Consider the following 15,342-nt stretch of genomic DNA (forward strand, 5'->3'; position numbering starts at 1 on the left):
CGGGCTCCTGGTCACGGGGTGGCGGTGGGCTGGTGCCCGTCGTGCTCCGGGTAGGCCTCCTCGCGGTACAGGCCGAGCGAGTGCATCACCGGGAAGTCGTTGAAGGAGAACAGGCAGGCGTCCTCGCCGGGGTCGAGGTTCGCGTGCTCGTGCCAGGCCCAGGAGGGCACCACGAAGATGTCGCCCTGCTCCCAGGCGAAGCGCCGTCCGGCGATCACCGAGACGCCGCGCCCCTTGGCCGCCGTGTAGACCACGGAGCCGGTGTGCCGGTGGGCGCGGGTGGCCTGACCGGGGCGCAGCAGCTGGAGGTGGGCGCCCATGGTGGGCATCACCGAACCGCCGGTGACCGGGTTGGTGTACTCCATGACCACCCCGTCGTAGGGCGATCCCTCGGCGGCGCGGGCGAGTCGGGTGAGCGCGTGGTAGCTGGGCTCCCAGGGCCAGCCGAGCAGCGGGGAGTAGGGGCGGGCCCACTTCTCGACGCCGTAGGGCAGCAGGTTGCCGCCGTAGGTCAGCAGCGAGGAGTTCACCACCTCGCCGGGCCGCTGGTACAGCTCCGGGTGCACCTCGTAGAAGTTGGCGTCGAGCATGTTCACCAGCGGGATGTCCAGGCCGTCCTGCCAGATCACCGGGGCCTCGTCGGACTCGTTGCCGTGCTCGTGCCAGGTGCTGTTGGGCGTGATGGCGAAGTCGCGCGGACCGACCTTCAGCTTCTGGCCGTCGACGATCGTCCAGGCGCCGGTGCCCTCGTGGACGAAGCGCAGCGCGGAGGCCTGGTGGCGGTGCGCGGTCATCGCCTCGCCAGGGCCCATGATCTGCAGGCCGGTGTACAGCAGGCCGACGGCGGCGCTGAGTTCGCGCCGGCCGGGGTTGACCAGCATGACCACGCGGCGCCCGGCGTCGTCCGCCCTGACCAGCGGGAGGGCCTTGCGGACCAGCGGGCGCAGGTCGGCGTAGCGCCAGAGCACCGGCACCGACTTCGGCTGGGGGAACCAGGGTTCGATCTCATTGGCCACGGTCCACAGCGCGCCCGCGTCGACCTTGGCCAACTCTTCGTAGTAGGCCGCGAGTTCCGGGTTGTCGCCGACCCGTGCCCGGCCGATCCGGTCGTCGTCGTAGTCGTTGCTGCCGGTCATTCCTCCTCCTTCGGGGGTTCGTCGGCGCGGGTGAGCGGCCGCAGCGGGCGGTCGTCCACGTGCAGCCGGAAGACGTCGAAGCGGTTGTAGTGGCCGACGATGTCGTGCATCTGCTTGGGCTGCACGCAGCGGCCGAGGTCGATCTCGGCGTAGACGATGCCCTCCTCGTCCACCAGCGGCTCGGTCACCGGGCGGCCGTCGGGGCCGAAGATCCCGGACAACGCGGCGCGCGGGCGGGCGAGTTGCTTGCGCAGGTGCCGGTCCTCACCGGCGATCTCCGCCACGATATCCGGCGAGACGGTGGAGCAGGAGACCACCGTGAACACCTTGCCCTCGAAGCAGTGCGCGGCGGCGCGCAGCGCGATCGCCTCCGCCATGTCGTAGTCCTCGGGGGCGACGGGCAGGGCGATGTAGCTGGCGGTATGGACGAGTTCGCCCTGCGCGAGGAGCGTGAAGCGGGCGAGCGGGTTGGTGTTCTCGCCGCAGGCGAGCGCGCCGAGCGGGCCGACGGCCGTGCGGTGGACGCGCAGGGTGCTGCCGTCGCCGGGCGTCCAGGTCAGCTTCTCGGCCCAGGTCGGCACCAGCTTGCGGTGCACGCCGAGCAGTTCGCCGTCGGCGTCGATGACCAGCACGGTGTTGTGGAGCACCCCGAGGCTGTGCGGGCCGCGCTCGTTGACGCCGATCACCAGCACCACGCCGGCCCGGCGGGCGGCGGCGCGCAGCGTGTCGACGTGCGGGCCGGGCACGTCCACCGAGGCGCGGTAGAGCCGCTCGTACCAGGGCGAGCCCTGCACCGGGTTCATCGTCCAGTTCCAGTAAGGGTAACCGGGGACGAACACCTCGGGGAAGACGACGAGGGAGGCGCCGTGGCCGGCCGCCTCGTGGATCAGCGCGACCGCCTTGTCGACGGTGGCGGCGGTGTCCAGGTAGACGGGCGCGGCCTGGACGGCGGCCGCGGTGAAGCGGGGCAGCCGCAGCGCGGCGGCCACGGGCTCGGTCATCACTGCTCCTCTTCGGGGCGTGCGGTGGGGACGCCCCAGGGGTGTGCGGTGGGGCCGGGCCGCCAGCGGCGGTGCACCGGCGGGGCCGGCTCGCGCACCAGCCGCAGCCGCGGCGCCACCCGGTCGGCCCCCGGGGACGGCGGCCGGCGGCTGCCCGGCGCCCACGGCTCGGGCCAGCGGGCACCGGGGCCCGCGTAGCCCTGCTCGGCGGCGGCGTGCAGCGTCCACAGCGGGTCGTACAGCTGGGCCCGGCCGACCGCCACCAGGTCCGCCCGGCCCGCCAGCAGGACCGAGTTGACGTCGTCGTGGTGGGAGATCGCGCCGACCGCGACGGTCGGCAGGCCGGTGGCCAGGCGCACCAGCTCGGCGAACGGCGTCTGGTAGCCGCGCCCGAACGGCGGCCGCTCGTCCGCCACCACCTCGCCGGTGGAGACGTCCACCGCGTCCGCGCCGCCGTCCGCGAGCGCGCGGCAGATGGCGACGGCCTCCGTCTCGCTGGTGCCGCCCGGCGCCCAGTCGCCCGCCGAGATCCGCACCAGCAGCGGCCGCCCGGCCGGCCACACCGCGCGGACCGCCGCCAGCACCTCCAGCGGCAGCCGCAGCCGGTGGGCGAGCGGGCCGCCGTAACGGTCGGTGCGCCGGTTGGTGAGCGGGGACAGGAAGCCGGAGAGCAGCTGGCCATGGCCGAACTGCAGCTCCAGCGCGTCGAACCCGGCCCGCGCCGCGCGCTCCGCCGAGGCCGCGAAGTCCGCTGTGACAGCGGCGAGTTGGATGGCGTTCGCCTCGTGCGGCAGCGGGCCGCCCGCCGTCCACGGCAGCGGTGAGGCGGCCAGCAGCGGCAGGCCGCTCTCGGCCGGCCCGGCGGTCGCGGCCCGGCGTCCGGCGTGGGTCAGCTGGATCCCGAGCGGGGTTTCGCTCACCGCCCGCACGGCGCCGACGAGTTCGCGCCACGCCGCCTCCTGCCGGTCGTTCCACAGGCCCGGGCAGTCGGCGGCCCGGCCCTCCGGGGTGACGGCCGTCATCCCGGCGAGCACCAGCCCGGCGCCGCCGAGCGCGTGCGCGGTCAGCTGCGCCCGGTCGAAGGCGCTCGGCAGCGCGTCGACGGCCGTGAAGGTGGCCAGTGGCGGCACCACCACCCGGTTGCGCAGCTCCAGCGCGCCCAGCTTCAGCGGCCGGAACATCGGCGGCGGGTGCGGCGTGCCGTCCGCCCCGGCGAAGGCGGCGTCGACCGCCGCGACGAACCCGGGGTCGCGGGCCCGCAGGTTCCCGTAGGTGACCCGGCGGCTGCGGGTGAGCAGGTTGAAGGCGAACTGGTCCGGGCCCTGTCCGGTGCGCCGGCCGATCGTCTCGAACCACTCCAGACTCGCCTGCGCGGCCCGCTGGGTGGACTCCACCACCGGCCGCCGCTCGGCCTCGTACGCCGCCAACGCGCCCTCCAGCGTGGGCTGTTCGTTGAGGCTCGCGGTGAGCGCCAGGGCGTCCTCCAGGGCCAGCTTGGTCCCCGAGCCGATCGAGAAGTGGGCGGAGTGCGCCGCGTCGCCGAGCAGGACCACGTTCCGGTGCCGCCAGGTGGCGTTGCGCACCGTGGTGAACCGGATCCAGCGGGAGGCGTTGGGGATCAGCCGGTGCCCGTCCAGGTGCCCGGCGAGCAGCTCCGCGCAGCGCCGCACGCTCGCCGTGTCGCTCTCGCCGCGCGCGAACTCCCGTGCGGCCAGGGCCTCGAAGCCCGCCCGCCGCCAGGGCTCCTCGGCCAGCTCCACGATGAACGTCGACCGCTCGGCGCTGTACGGGTAGGCGTGCACCTGCAGCACGCCGAAGTCGAAGCGCTCGACGACGAAGGTGAAGGCGCCGAAGACCTTGTCGGTGGCGAGCCACATGTAGCGGCTGCGCCGCTCGTCCAGCTCCGGCCGGAAGGCGTCCGGGTACGCCGCCCTGGTACCCGAGTTGACGCCGTCCGCCGCGACCACCAGGTCGTACTCCTCGGCGAGCCGGGCGACCGGCGGGGCGGGCGTGCGGTAGCGCACGTCCACCGCCAGCTCCGCGCAGCGGCGTTGCAGGATCGCGCGCAGCCGGTTGCGGTCCAGCGCCGCGAAGCCGTGCCCGCCGCAGGTGCGCACCTGGCCGGCGTAGCGGACGTCGATGTCGCTCCAGCGGGCGAACTCCGCGCTCAGCGCGGCGAACACCCGGGGGTCGGCCTGGGCGATGCCGTCCAGCGTCTCGTCGGAGAAGACCACCCCGAAGCCGAACTCGTCGTCCCGGCCGTCGCGTTCGAAGACGGTGATCTCCCGCTCGGGCGCCGACTGCCGGGCCAGCGCGGCGAAGTAGAGCCCGCCCGGTCCGGCGCCGACCACCGCGATGCGGCGGGCGCCGCCGCCCGTCACCGGATCACCTCCGGCTCCTGCCGTCCGGCCCCGGCCAGCGCGTGGCGCACCTGTTCGGGCCACGGCTCGGCGCCCTTGGCGTGCGGTGCGGCGTGCACCACCGACATCCGGCCGCTGGCGGCCAGGCCGTGCGGCCCGTGCACCTCGAAGGCGTAGTGCAGCGAGGAGCCGCCGACCCGCTCCACCCGCAGCTCGGTGCGGACCACGTCGCCGAACCAGAGCCGCTCGCGGTAGTCCGCCTCGAAGTGCACCCGGGGGATCCGCCCGAACAGCCCGTCCAGGCCGAGGCGGCGCAGCAGTGTGGCCTCGGCGGCCTCGGCCCAGCGCTGGACGGCCGAGAAGTGGTAGTGACCGGCCGCGTCGGTGTCCGACCACTCGACGCGCCGCTCGGTGGTCACGCTGGCCGGGGCCGGGGCCGGGGCCGGGACCGGTGCCGCGCGCCGCCGGAGCTCGGCGCGTGCCAGCTTCCCGGTCGCGGTGCGCGGCAGCGCGTCGACGAACTCGACCTCGCGCGGGTACTTGTACGGTGCGATGGTGCGCTTGACGTGCTCCTGGAGCGCCCGGACCGTCCCCGGCCCGGCGGCCGCACCCGCGCGCAGCACCACGTACGCCTTGACCACGGTGCCGCGCCGCTCGTCCGGCGCCCCGACCACCGCGCAGTCGGCGACGTCCGGGTGCTCGGCGAGCACCTGCTCGACCTCCGGTCCGGCGATGTTGTAGCCGGCCGAGACGATCATGTCGTCGTTGCGCGCCTGGTACCAGAAGTAGCCGTCGGCGTCGCGCACATAGGTGTCGCCGGTGAGGTTCCAGCCGCCCCGGACGTAGTCGTGCTGGCGGTCGTCGTGCAGGTAGCGGCAGCCGGTCGGGCCCTTGACGGCGAGCCGCCCGGGCTGCCCGTCGGGCACCGGCCGGCCCTGTTCGTCCAGTATCGCGGCCCGGTAGCCGGGGACGGGCCGCCCGGTCGCGCCGGGGCGGATGTCGTCGTCGGCGGCGGAGATGAACACGTGCAGCAGCTCGGTGGCCCCGATGCCGTCGATCAGCCGCTGCCCGGTGGCCGCCCGGAACGCCTCCCAGACGCTCGCCGGCAGGTGCTCGCCCGCCGACACGCACCGCCGCACGCCCGCCAGCCGGTCGGCCAGCCCGGCGGCGAGGACCGCCCGGTAGGCCGTCGGCGCGGTGAACAGCACGCTCACCCCGTGCCGGTGCACCTGCTCGGCGAGCTGCTCGGGGGTGGCCTGCTCCAGCAGCAGGGTGGCGGCGCCGGCTCGCAGCGGGAAGACCACCAGGCCGCCGAGCCCGAAGGTGAAGGCGAGCGGCGGGGTGCCGCCGAACAGGTCGTCGGGGGTGGGGCGCAGCAGGTGGCGGGAGAAGGTGTCGGCGTTGGCCAGCACGTCCCGGTGGAAGTGCATGGTCGCCTTGGGGCGGCCGGTGGTGCCGGAGGTGAAGGCGATCAGCGCGACGTCGTCCGCGGCGGTCGCCACGGCGGCGAAGGCGCCGCTCCCGCTCAGGCCCTCGGGCCCGGCCGGGCCGTAGGGCAGCACGGTCAGCCCGGGTGTGGCGGCCCGCTCCAGCTCGGTGAGGAACCGTTCGTCGCACAGCGCCACCACCGGCCGGGCGATCGCGTGCATCGCCGTCAGCTCGCCCGCCCGCAGCAGCGGCATGGTGGTCACGGCTACCCCGCCCGCCTTCAGCACCCCGAGCCAACAGGCCACCAGCCAGGGCGCGTTGGGCCCGCGTAACAGCACCCGGTTCCCGGGCGCCAGCCCGAGCCGCCCGACCAGCAGCCGGGCCACCGCGTCCGCGCGCTCACGCAGCTCGCCGTACGTCCACTGCCCGCCCGGCGTGACCAGGCACCGCCGGTCGGGCCCGTGGCGCTCGATCGTCGCGTCGAGCAGCTCGTGCGCGCAGTTCAGTCGATCCGGATACGCCAACTCCGGGAGGTCGAAGAGGAATTCGGGCCACTCGTCGAGCGGCGGAAGGTTGTCGCGACAGAACGTGTCCACGTGCGCAGAGGGAGAGAGCTCCATGGGCGGGCCACCTCATCGGGCGAGCGGGAGTGAGGCAAGTATCGCGCTTCGGTGACGCCAGTCAAGAGAGCGATACAAACATCCGAGTGGCCCCGGCCCCGGTCCCGGGGGTGCTACTGCTGCGTGAAGTAGGCGCTCCGGCCGAATTCGAAGACCTGGGTCTGCCCGGGCGGCACGACGCCGACCGCGCTCCCGGTGCAGTTGGGCTCGTCGAAGACCACGACCGGCGCCGCGGTGGCGTTGGTGACGACGAAGGGGGCCCGGTCGGCGTCGACGCAACCCTTCGTGAGGGCCGGCGCGGTCGCCGTGGGTGCCCGGTCGAGCTGCCGGAGGGTGTCGGCCGAGGCCGAGGCCGTGGTGCCCGCGGCCAGCACGGCCGCGCCGAGGGTCGTCGCGATCAGCAGGCTGATGCGTCGCATGGAGAACCGCCTTGGGAAGGGGGGATGGGCAGGCACCGTCCCCCCGCGCGGCCGAACGCATGCTCCAGACGTACCGATGTCATCCCCATGCCGCACGATCGGATCCGAACGGCCCCTGGAAACCGCCGGGTGCCGGGGGCCGTGCTGTCACGACCGCGTCCGGTTCCGCAGGGAAGCCAGCGCCGCCTCGGCGGCGTGGGCGCCGCACATGCCGTGGGCGCCGGGGCCCGGTGGGGTGGCGGCGGAGCAGAGGTAGTGGCCGGGGAGGCCGGTGGCGTAGGGGTGGAGGGTGGGGCGGGGGCCGAGGAGGAGCCGGGGGACGTCCTTGGCGCCGGTCATGATGTCGCCGCCGACGAAGTTGGGGTTGTCGGCGGCGAAGTCGGCGGGGCGGCGGACGGCCAGGCCGATGATCCGCTCGCGGAAACCGGGGGCGAAGCGTTCGATCCGGGCGGTGATCGCCTCGGTGGCGTCGCCCGGATAGCCGTTCGGCACGTGGGCGTAGGTCCAGAGCGGGTGGATGTCGCCGACGGAGCGCTGCGGGTCGGCGAGGTACTGCTGGCCGACCAGGACGAACGGGCGCCGCGGCATCCGTCCGGCGGCGACGGCGCGCTCGGCGGCGGCGAGTTCCGCGAAGGTGCCGCCGAGGTGGACGGTGCCGGCGCGGCGGGCCGGCTCGGCCGTCCACGGGACGCCGCCCTCGACGGCGAAGTCGACCTTGAAGGCGCCGGGCCCGTGGCGGAACCGGCGGTAGGCGCGGGCGGCGCGGGGCGGGAGGCGGTCCCCGAGGATGTCGGCGACGGCGCCGGGCGCGAGGTCGTACAGGACGAGGTCGGCGGCGGGGAGCTGGGCGGCGTCGCGGACCCGGACGCCGGTCTCGACAGTCCCGCCCAGCTCGGTGAGCAGCGCGACCAGCGCCCGGGTGATCGCCCCCGACCCGCCGGCGGCCACCGCCCAGCCGTACCGGTGCCCCGAGGTGAGCAGTCCCAGCCCGATCGCCGCGCTGAGCGGCCGGTGCAGCGGCCGGAACGCGTGCGCCGCCGCCCCGCCGAACAGCGCCCGCGCCCGCTCGCCGGAGAACGCCCGGGCCAGGACGGAAGCCGGGAGCAGGGCGGGCAGCCCGAACCGGGCGAGCCGCAGCGGGTGGCGGGGCAGGCGCAGCAGCGGGCCCATGATGTCGGCGGCGAGCCGGTCGTAACCGGCGACCGGCCCCTCGAACAGCTGCCGCCACCGCCGCCCGTCGGCGCCGCCCAGCGCGGTGGCGGTGGCGGCGACCGAGCGGTACAGGACGCCGGCCGTGCCGTCGTCCAGCGGGTGCGCGCAGTCGACCTCCGGCAGCCGGAACTCCAGCCCGAACCGCTCCAGCCCGAGGCCGCGCAGGAACGGCGAGCCGATGGTCATCGGGTGGACGGCGGAGCAGTGGTCGTGCAGCAGCCCGGGCACGATCGCCTCGCCGCTGCGCGCCCCGCCGCCCACCTCCTCGGCGGCCTCCAGCACGGTCACCCGCACCCCGGCCCGCGCCAGCCGGACGGCGGCGGCGAGCCCGTTGGGGCCGCCGCCCACCACCACCGCGGTACTCATGGGGTCAGCATCCCCCATCCGCGCACCCTCAGCGCTGCGGCCCCGCGCACCCGTCCGGGCCGCAGGCCTCCCCGCCGGCGGGCAGAGCCACGACGGTCCGGCCGCCGTCACCGATGCGCAGGCGGGAAGACCAGGACCGTGTGAGGATCCGGGTCCGCACCCAATACTGCTTTCAGCCGGTGCGCCACCGTTCGAGCAGCCGGGTGGTCCGGTCGACCGCCGGGCTGTCGAGTCCGAGGACGGCGATCTGGTCGGGCACCAAGGCCTGCAGATCGGTCACGGCTCCCGCGAGGTCCCCGGCCTCGGCCGGGCCGAGGAGCTTCAGCTCGTCGGCCAGGACGGTGGGGGCGGGAAGTGGATGGTCATGATGTTCCCGGTGCCGACCGCCATGGCCGTGGGTCCGTGGAAGGTGGTGTCCCGGACAGTGATGCCGTCGCCGACCGGGGGCGTCCGACTCGGCCGGTCGAACGGTCATCACATCAGCGAAGTCGACGACACCGAAGTGGGCCGCGGCCACGCCGGATCGTTGAGCTCGCGTGGCGACGCCGACAGGGCCGCTTCGCTCTCGCTCACGCGTCCGTCCTGACGCGGCGGCGCTAGAGGCAGGTCCAGCAGTAGAGGTCCTCGTCCGCCTCCCGTGCGCGGCGTGCCAGTGCGGCCAGGTCCTCGACCAGTGGCCGCAGCTCCTCGCCGTCGGCGGCGTCGAGTTCCTCCGCCTCCGCCGCCCACCGGGCGCTGACGGCCGGGACCTCGGCGTCGGCGAGGTCCGCCAAGGTGTCCCGTACGGCGCGGGCCAGCCGCATGACCCACGGTCCGGTGGCCCAGGGGTCGTCCTCGTCGACGGGGCCCTCCCGGCCGGGCGGGGGCGTGGTGGGCCACACCGGGGTCTCGCCGACCAGGTCGACCGCCCACTCCAGGCCTCGGACGACGGCTATCAGCTGCCCCAGGACGACGTCCGGGTCCACGCCCTTGGCCTCGAACCCGTCGAACACCGGCCGCGGGCCGCCGGTCAGCGGCCCGCCCTCGGCGTGCTCGATCGCGGCGAGGACGGCGCCGTCGTCGGCCGCGCGGAAGTAGTCGGTCAGCACGCCCATGGCCGGTGGTTCCTGTCTGCTCGGTGGTTCCGGTGCAGGGACAGTGGATCAGATGCCACTGACATCGCACCTCCCGCGCTGAACGGGTGAACGGTCGCCGAGCGGGCGTTTCGTCCGCGAAGCGGCGGTGCCGGGGCGTGTAACTTCCGGTTCCGATCGATCCGTTGTGTGCCCTGCTTCGCCCACCCCCGGAGGACACGCCCCCCATGCGCTCCCGCAACCTCGCCGCCCTCGCCCTGGCGGCCGCCCTGCTGTCGACCGGTACGGTCGCCGTCCAGAGCGCCGCCGCCGACGCCCTCGAATGTCCGCGCGAGCAGTACCGGCCGACCGCCGAGGACCTGCTGAAGTACTACTGCGGCTTCAAGGAGTTGGGCCCCAAGGAGCTGAAGACGCTGCCGGCGGCCAAGCTGCTCACCGACTACAACCGCACCGGCGGCCTGAGGCCGGGACAGTTCCTCTCCTGGTACCGCGACGGCCTCAACTGGAAGTACCCGGAGGAGAACGGCTTCCTCGACGACAACGGCACCATCGACAAGGCGCCCTTCGAACTGAAGGAGGGCACCTTGCTCGACCGCTTCGGCGACACCGACGGCCGCTACCTCTCCGACGCGGGCACCTCCTACCCCAAGCGCGCCATTCCGCCGGACAGCCTCAACCCCATCGTCAAGAACGGCGCGGAGGAGGACAGCTACCACTGCTACGTCGTGAAGACGTCGTTCAAGGTCCAGCAGGGCCGGATCGCCTCCGGCTTCGGCCAGCCCGGCGGCGGCATTCAGCAGATGCTGGACAAGACCCTGGAGCCGAAGGCGTCCAACGTGCAAAGCCTCCTGGACGCCCACCTCCTGGCTATTGAGCCTATCTCCAGCTGCCTCGTCTGACGCCTCCCGGTCATGCCTCGCCCACCCCGCCGGTCAGGATTCGATGATCCGCTGCCCGGTGGGGTCGGAGAGCATCACGCCCAGGAGTTGGGGGTCGCCGCTGTACAGGTAGGTCGGCTCGTCGTCGGGGCGGACCGTCCCGACGGGGATGATCAGATCGAAGTCGAGGGCCACGGCCGTGCCGAACCGGGCGGTGAGCATGCCGAACACCGCTTCCGAGACGGCGACGGCCGCGATGGGCGTTCCCGGACGGTCCGGCGCCCGCGTCAGCCGGTTCCTCAGCTGGGCCGCCCTGGGCTGGTGGGAGGGGGGCGGCCCGTAGTGGACGGCGAGGGTGATCCGCGAGGCCGACCGGTCGGGGAGAGCGGCCGAGTTGAGCCTGTCCCAGAGCTCCAGGACGACCTTCCCGGCGCTCACCAGCGGGTCGGCGGGGTCGGTGACGGTGATCAGGCGGTCGGTGCCGAACGAGGCCGGTGGCTCGATCACCGCGCCGTCGAGGCCCGTGGCGAACAGGACGGCGGTCAGGGCCGCCGCGGTGGCGATCCCCATCATCGCGGCACCGTCCGGCACTTGGACGGCGAGGTGCAGCTGGTGCGCCGTCAGCGTGCCGTCGACGAGCTGGAGCAGGCGCGCGCGGGCGAGCCGGCGGTCGGATTCGACGGGTGAGGAGTACGGGCCCGGCGGCACGGCGGTATCGGCACCGCGCAGCAGCGTCGTCGCGCCGTCGCGGTTCCCCCGTCGGCCGTCGACGGCGACCACGGTTCTCGCCACGGTGGTGACATCGTCGACGTGGCCCCCGTCGACGAGGAAGGGCATCAGCCGGGCGGCGAGGACGAGGGCGTCGTCGGCGAGGTCGTGCCGGGCCGCGAAGACGATCAGCGCGACCAGGATCGACCGCTCCGTCCGCAGCCAGTCGGCCGCCTCGGCGGGATCCTGGAAACGCCCGGCGGACGGGTCGGCGGAGTCGCGACGGGCGGCTTCGGTGGCGGCCTCCGTCAGGGTCCGGTAGTGCACCAGCAGCCGGGTGCGCTCGGCGGGGAAGCCGGAGCGGTGGACGATCTGGTTGGAGGCGTAGAGCCTGACCATGGGGTGGAGGCGCCAGTGGCCCCCGGACGGTGCGGGCTCGAGGAGCCGTGCGCGGGCCAGCCCCGCCATGAGCCGGTCCGCCTGCGGGAAGTCGAGGCGCGCGAGACCGGCGGCGATGTCCGTGGACAGTTCGGGGTGGGGGTACACGGTGAGCGACTGGAGGAGTTTGTTCTCCTCGAGGGACAGCTCCGCGTACGACTCGCGGAACGCCGCGTCCACGTGCCGCGAGCCGTGGTGGAGCTGGTCGATGTGGAAGTTGGGGGCGGTCACCTGCTCGACCAGCGAGCCCACCGGAAGGCTCGGGTCGTCGGCCAGCAGACCGGCGCAGACGGTCAGCGCGATCGGCAGGCCGCCGCACAGTTCGGCGAGGGCCAGTGCCTGGTTGGGCGCCCGGCCGACGCGGGTGTCGTCGGGCCGGAGCGCTTGCAGGGCGTTCTGGAGGAGCTGGACGGACCGCTCGGCGGGCAGCACGTCCACGTCCCATCGGGTGGCTTCGATCGGCAGGACCCGGCGGGAGGTGACGACCGTGGTGACGCGGCCGTCGTCCGGCAGGAGTGCGAGGACCTGCGCCTCGCTCGTCGCGTTGTCCAGCATCACCAGGACCGGCCCGTCCCGCCGGCCGATCGCGGCGAGCGTGCTGCGGTAGAGGGCGGCCCGGTCGTGCAGGGTCGCCGGGAGGTCGCCGGTGATGCCGAGGGCCTTGAGCATGGCGTTCAGGCTCTCCCCGGGCGTGAGCCGGAGCCCGGTGTCCCGGTGCGCCAGGTCGAGGTAGAAGGCTCCGCCGGGGTACCACCGCCGCTCGACCGCCCGGCCGACGGCCTGGACGACCAGTTCGGACTTCCCCACCCCGGGCAGGCCGGTGACCAGAGCAGTCCGGGGGACGGCGGACGCACGGGGCGCGAGGAACCGGAGCAGGTCGTCGAGTTCCTTCTCCCGGCCGGTGAATTGGCGGGACACCCGTACGGCGGGGTGCCAGGGCCGGGGGGTGGGTGACGGGCCGTTCGGGCCGCGCTCGCCCAGCGCCTCCCCGGCCCCCGCGGCCGTCGGCGGTTGCGGGCTGTCGGAGGCCGGTTGCCGGATGTCCGGGGAGCGCGGTGGCCGAAGGGCCGCCCATGTGAGCGGCGGCTCGCCGGTAGGCACCACCGGGACCGCGGGGCGCGCCCGGTCGTCGGCGGCGTCCGCCCCGGACGCCGGGGCGCCGGACCCCCGGCCCGTGGTGCGCCCGGGCGGGCGCCGGCGCGCCGCCTCCGCCCGGATCGGCGCGAGCTCGGAGTCGAGGAGGTACCCGGCCAGGAACTCCGGGGAGCGCGGCAGCCGACCGGCCACCTCCCGCAACCGCTCCTGCTGCGCGCGGTCCGCCGGGTCGTGGGCCTCGCCCAGGCGGGCCCGCAGCGCCTCCAGGATCTCCTCGTCGGTGAGCGGGCCGAGGGTGACGACCGTGGCGGTCACGGCGGACCAGCCGTCGGCGCGGTCGGTCGTGACGATGACACAGCCCTCGCCCTGATCGGGAGCGATGAGGGGGCGCAGGCTCCGGTCGAGGTCGTCGAGCGGGGCGACCCCGTCGACGACCAGGAGCCAGTCCCGGTACCGGGCGAGCCGCTGCCACAGCGCGGTGGGCAACGGCTCGTCGAGGGGCTCGCCCTCCGGGGTGAGCGCGCGGCGGAGCCAGCTGTGTCCGGTCGCGAGGGACGTGACGGTGCCGGCGTTGATCCAGTGACTGAACGTGTGGCGCCCGCCGTGGCGCCCGACGTACTCCTGGACGAGCCGGCGGCGGCCCGAGCCCGGTTCGCCGGCGATCACCACCAGCCGGGGGCGCCCGGGCGCGAGCGGCGGCCGGGCCGGGTCGAAGGCGTCCGCGAGCGCGGCCAGTTCGGCCCGCCGCCCGATCATGTCCGGCAACTCGGGCGGGCTCCGCACCGGCAGGACGGGGTCCAGCAGCTCCGGCCTGGGGACCGGAGCGCCGGTGCCGTCCGCGTGCCGTCGGACCGCCCGCGCCAGCCGGGTGGCGAGGGCGGCGTGCTGGCCGCCCGCGCCGGCCAGCACGGCCACCGCGACCTCGGCGAAGGGCAGGCTGCGGTCCGGGAGGAGGACGCCGTCGCCGTCGGCGCCGATCGTGGCCAGGGCGCGGAAGTCGAGGGTGCCGCCGAAGGTCGAGGCGACCCGGCCGGAGACCTTGGCGAGGACGTGCTGCAGGACGTGGACCGACTCGGTGCGGGTCAGTTCGGCGAGCAGTTCGTCCCGGACGCCCGTCCGGAAGTCGTAGACCTGCTCGTCCGGGTCGTCGGCCGTGCCCCGGGTCTCGATCAGGCCGGAGACGAACAGCTCGGCGAGGTCGGTCTGGCCGGACTCGGGCACCGTCGCCCGCTGGACCAGCCGCATCACCGGCAGGCTCAGCGGGGCCGCCGCCAGGTGGCAGGCGAGCCGGTAGGCGGTCGGCGAGCTGCCCGCCCGGAACCGGTCGACCCGGCCGCCCGGCGAGACGGTGTCCTCGGCGGTGACCGCCGGCCGCCGCGGGCGCGGCACGCCCCCGATCGGCGCGGCGAGCATCGGCGTCCACCCGGCGGCGCGCCCGGCGGTGAGCTCGGCCCACGGGGAGAGCCAGTCGGCGTCGACCTCCAGCACCGGCAGCCACCGGACGCCGGCCCGCTCGGCGGCTCCGCGGGCGCCGCGCGGCACGCCGGGCAGGGCCGCGTTCGAGCGGAACTCCGGGACCGCCCGGCCCGCCACGGCGGCCCGCGCCTCGACGGGGGCGGTGCGCAGGGCCGTCCGGTGCCACAGCCGCCGGGGCAGCACCTGGAGCGCGGCCGTGGGCCGGGCGACGGCGGCCTGCGCCAGGAAGCCCGGCAGCTCCGCGCCGTACCAGGCCGGGCCGACGCCGTCGGTGAGGACGAGCAGGATGCGCCGGCCGGTCGGGTCCGTGAGCGGCCGGGACCAGTGCGCCCGCTGCGCCGTCCCCTCGGCCGGCCGGGCCGGGCGGCGGCGGTGGAACGGTGCGAGCGTCGGCACCGGCCCGTCCGTCCCGAGCGCCCAGCAGCGTACGTCGGCGAACGCGCCGTGCCGCTCCAGCAGGGTGCTCAGCTCGCCGGCGAGCCGGTGCCAGACCGCCATGGTGGCGCCGGTGTCCACCAGCAGGTCGACGGCGAAGTGCGGCTGCTGGGCGGGGCGCCAGGCCGGGAGCAGGATGCCCGTCTCGGCGGTGGCCTCGACGGTCGCCTCCTCGTCGAGGGTCGCCCGCCCCGGTGCGTCGACCGGGCGGCGCAGCGGGCGCAGCACCCGGGCGAGGCCGAGGCCGCCGGCGAGTGCGGCGGGCTGGACGACCTGGACGACGTGGCCGCCGCGCGCCCCCGGGGTGTCCGGGGTGGCGGTGCCCTCGCGGGCGTGCAGCGCGGCCGTGGGCCCGGCGGCCGGTCGGGCGGCCGGTCGGGGGTCCGTCGCGGCGGCGCGCCGCGGGCCGGGACGGTGGCCGGGCGGGGGTGTCGGCGGCGGGAGCGATGGCGGGAGCGACGGCGGCAGGGAGGGGCGCGGCGGCGCCGTGGACGCCGCAGGCGAAGGCGCCGGAGACGGAGGCAGCGGCCGGTCCGCCGCGGGCGGCGGCTCCTCGGCCGTCGGCGCCGCGGGCGGCCCGGTCAGCCGGGCGATCCACAGCACGTCCGCGACGTCCTCGGCCGTCGGCCCGCCGCCGGCCGGGTCGAGCAGACCGGCGAGCGCGTCCCTCAGCCCCTCCTCCACCGGCCGCTGCACC

At 75.4% G+C, this 15,342-nt stretch carries 9 protein-coding genes and 1 pseudogene; 1 reads left to right on the plus strand and 9 read right to left on the minus strand.

Annotated elements, in window-relative coordinates; genetic code table 11:
• Nucleotides 1-11: 11 nt before the first annotated feature.
• The 8 genes and pseudogenes from ACFCLZ_RS33910 to ACFCLZ_RS33945 all read right to left on the minus strand — a co-directional run bounded on the left by ACFCLZ_RS33910 (nt 12) and on the right by ACFCLZ_RS33945 (nt 9,636).
• Nucleotides 12-1,136: a cupin domain-containing protein gene (locus tag ACFCLZ_RS33910; RefSeq protein ID WP_380281720.1), complete on the minus strand. Its 1,125-nt coding sequence runs from the start codon at nt 1,134-1,136 to the stop codon at nt 12-14.
• On the minus strand, nt 1,133-2,137 hold the full coding sequence (locus tag ACFCLZ_RS33915) for a carbon-nitrogen hydrolase family protein (protein WP_380281721.1): 1,005 nt from the start codon (nt 2,135-2,137) through the stop codon (nt 1,133-1,135). Before ACFCLZ_RS33915 ends, ACFCLZ_RS33910 begins: the two co-directional genes overlap by 4 nt.
• Nucleotides 2,137-4,518, minus strand: a complete 2,382-nt coding sequence (locus tag ACFCLZ_RS33920; RefSeq protein ID WP_380281722.1) for an FAD-dependent monooxygenase — start codon at nt 4,516-4,518, stop codon at nt 2,137-2,139. Before ACFCLZ_RS33920 ends, ACFCLZ_RS33915 begins: the two co-directional genes overlap by 1 nt.
• Entirely contained in the window at nt 4,515-4,916 is a 402-nt protein-coding gene (locus tag ACFCLZ_RS33925; protein ID WP_380286369.1) for an acyl-CoA thioesterase, read from the minus strand. Before ACFCLZ_RS33925 ends, ACFCLZ_RS33920 begins: the two co-directional genes overlap by 4 nt.
• Before the next feature lie 33 nt (nt 4,917-4,949).
• Nucleotides 4,950-6,545 (minus strand): annotated as a pseudogene (locus ACFCLZ_RS33930) (AMP-binding protein); the annotation flags it as partial.
• A gap of 113 nt (nt 6,546-6,658) precedes the next feature.
• Nucleotides 6,659-6,964: a hypothetical protein gene (locus tag ACFCLZ_RS33935; RefSeq protein ID WP_380281723.1), complete on the minus strand. Its 306-nt coding sequence runs from the start codon at nt 6,962-6,964 to the stop codon at nt 6,659-6,661.
• Nucleotides 6,965-7,111: 147 nt separating this feature from the next.
• Entirely contained in the window at nt 7,112-8,542 is a 1,431-nt protein-coding gene (locus ACFCLZ_RS33940; protein ID WP_380281724.1) for a phytoene desaturase family protein, read from the minus strand.
• 596 nt (nt 8,543-9,138) lie between these two features.
• Nucleotides 9,139-9,636, minus strand: a complete 498-nt coding sequence (locus ACFCLZ_RS33945; protein ID WP_380281725.1) for a hypothetical protein — start codon at nt 9,634-9,636, stop codon at nt 9,139-9,141.
• A gap of 206 nt (nt 9,637-9,842) precedes the next feature.
• Between ACFCLZ_RS33945 and ACFCLZ_RS33950 the strand changes: the two genes are divergently transcribed.
• Entirely contained in the window at nt 9,843-10,514 is a 672-nt protein-coding gene (locus ACFCLZ_RS33950; protein WP_380281726.1) for a TNT domain-containing protein, read from the plus strand.
• A 33-nt stretch (nt 10,515-10,547) separates the two neighbouring features.
• On the opposite strand, the gene ACFCLZ_RS33955 is transcribed toward ACFCLZ_RS33950, so the two are convergent.
• A complete protein-coding gene (locus ACFCLZ_RS33955; protein WP_380281727.1) occupies nt 10,548-15,341 on the minus strand; it encodes an SAV_2336 N-terminal domain-related protein in 4,794 nt (1,597 codons plus the stop codon).
• Nucleotide 15,342 lies beyond the last annotated feature (1 nt).

The sequence above is a fragment of the Kitasatospora purpeofusca genome (assembly GCF_042691725.1).
Taxonomy (GTDB): Bacteria; Actinomycetota; Actinomycetes; order Streptomycetales; family Streptomycetaceae; genus Kitasatospora; species Kitasatospora purpeofusca_B.

Bases quoted from the DNA above. Each gene is read 5' to 3' on its own strand.
- ACFCLZ_RS33910 (WP_380281720.1), bottom strand. From the start codon at position 1,136: ATGACCGGCAGCAACGACTACGACGACGACCGGATCGGCCGGGCACGG.
- ACFCLZ_RS33915 (WP_380281721.1), bottom strand. From the start codon at position 2,137: ATGACCGAGCCCGTGGCCGCCGCGCTGCGGCTGCCCCGCTTCACCGCG.
- ACFCLZ_RS33935 (WP_380281723.1), bottom strand. From the start codon at position 6,964: ATGCGACGCATCAGCCTGCTGATCGCGACGACCCTCGGCGCGGCCGTG.
- ACFCLZ_RS33940 (WP_380281724.1), bottom strand. From the start codon at position 8,542: ATGAGTACCGCGGTGGTGGTGGGCGGCGGCCCCAACGGGCTCGCCGCC.
- ACFCLZ_RS33945 (WP_380281725.1), bottom strand. From the start codon at position 9,636: ATGGGCGTGCTGACCGACTACTTCCGCGCGGCCGACGACGGCGCCGTC.
- ACFCLZ_RS33950 (WP_380281726.1), top strand. From the start codon at position 9,843: ATGCGCTCCCGCAACCTCGCCGCCCTCGCCCTGGCGGCCGCCCTGCTG.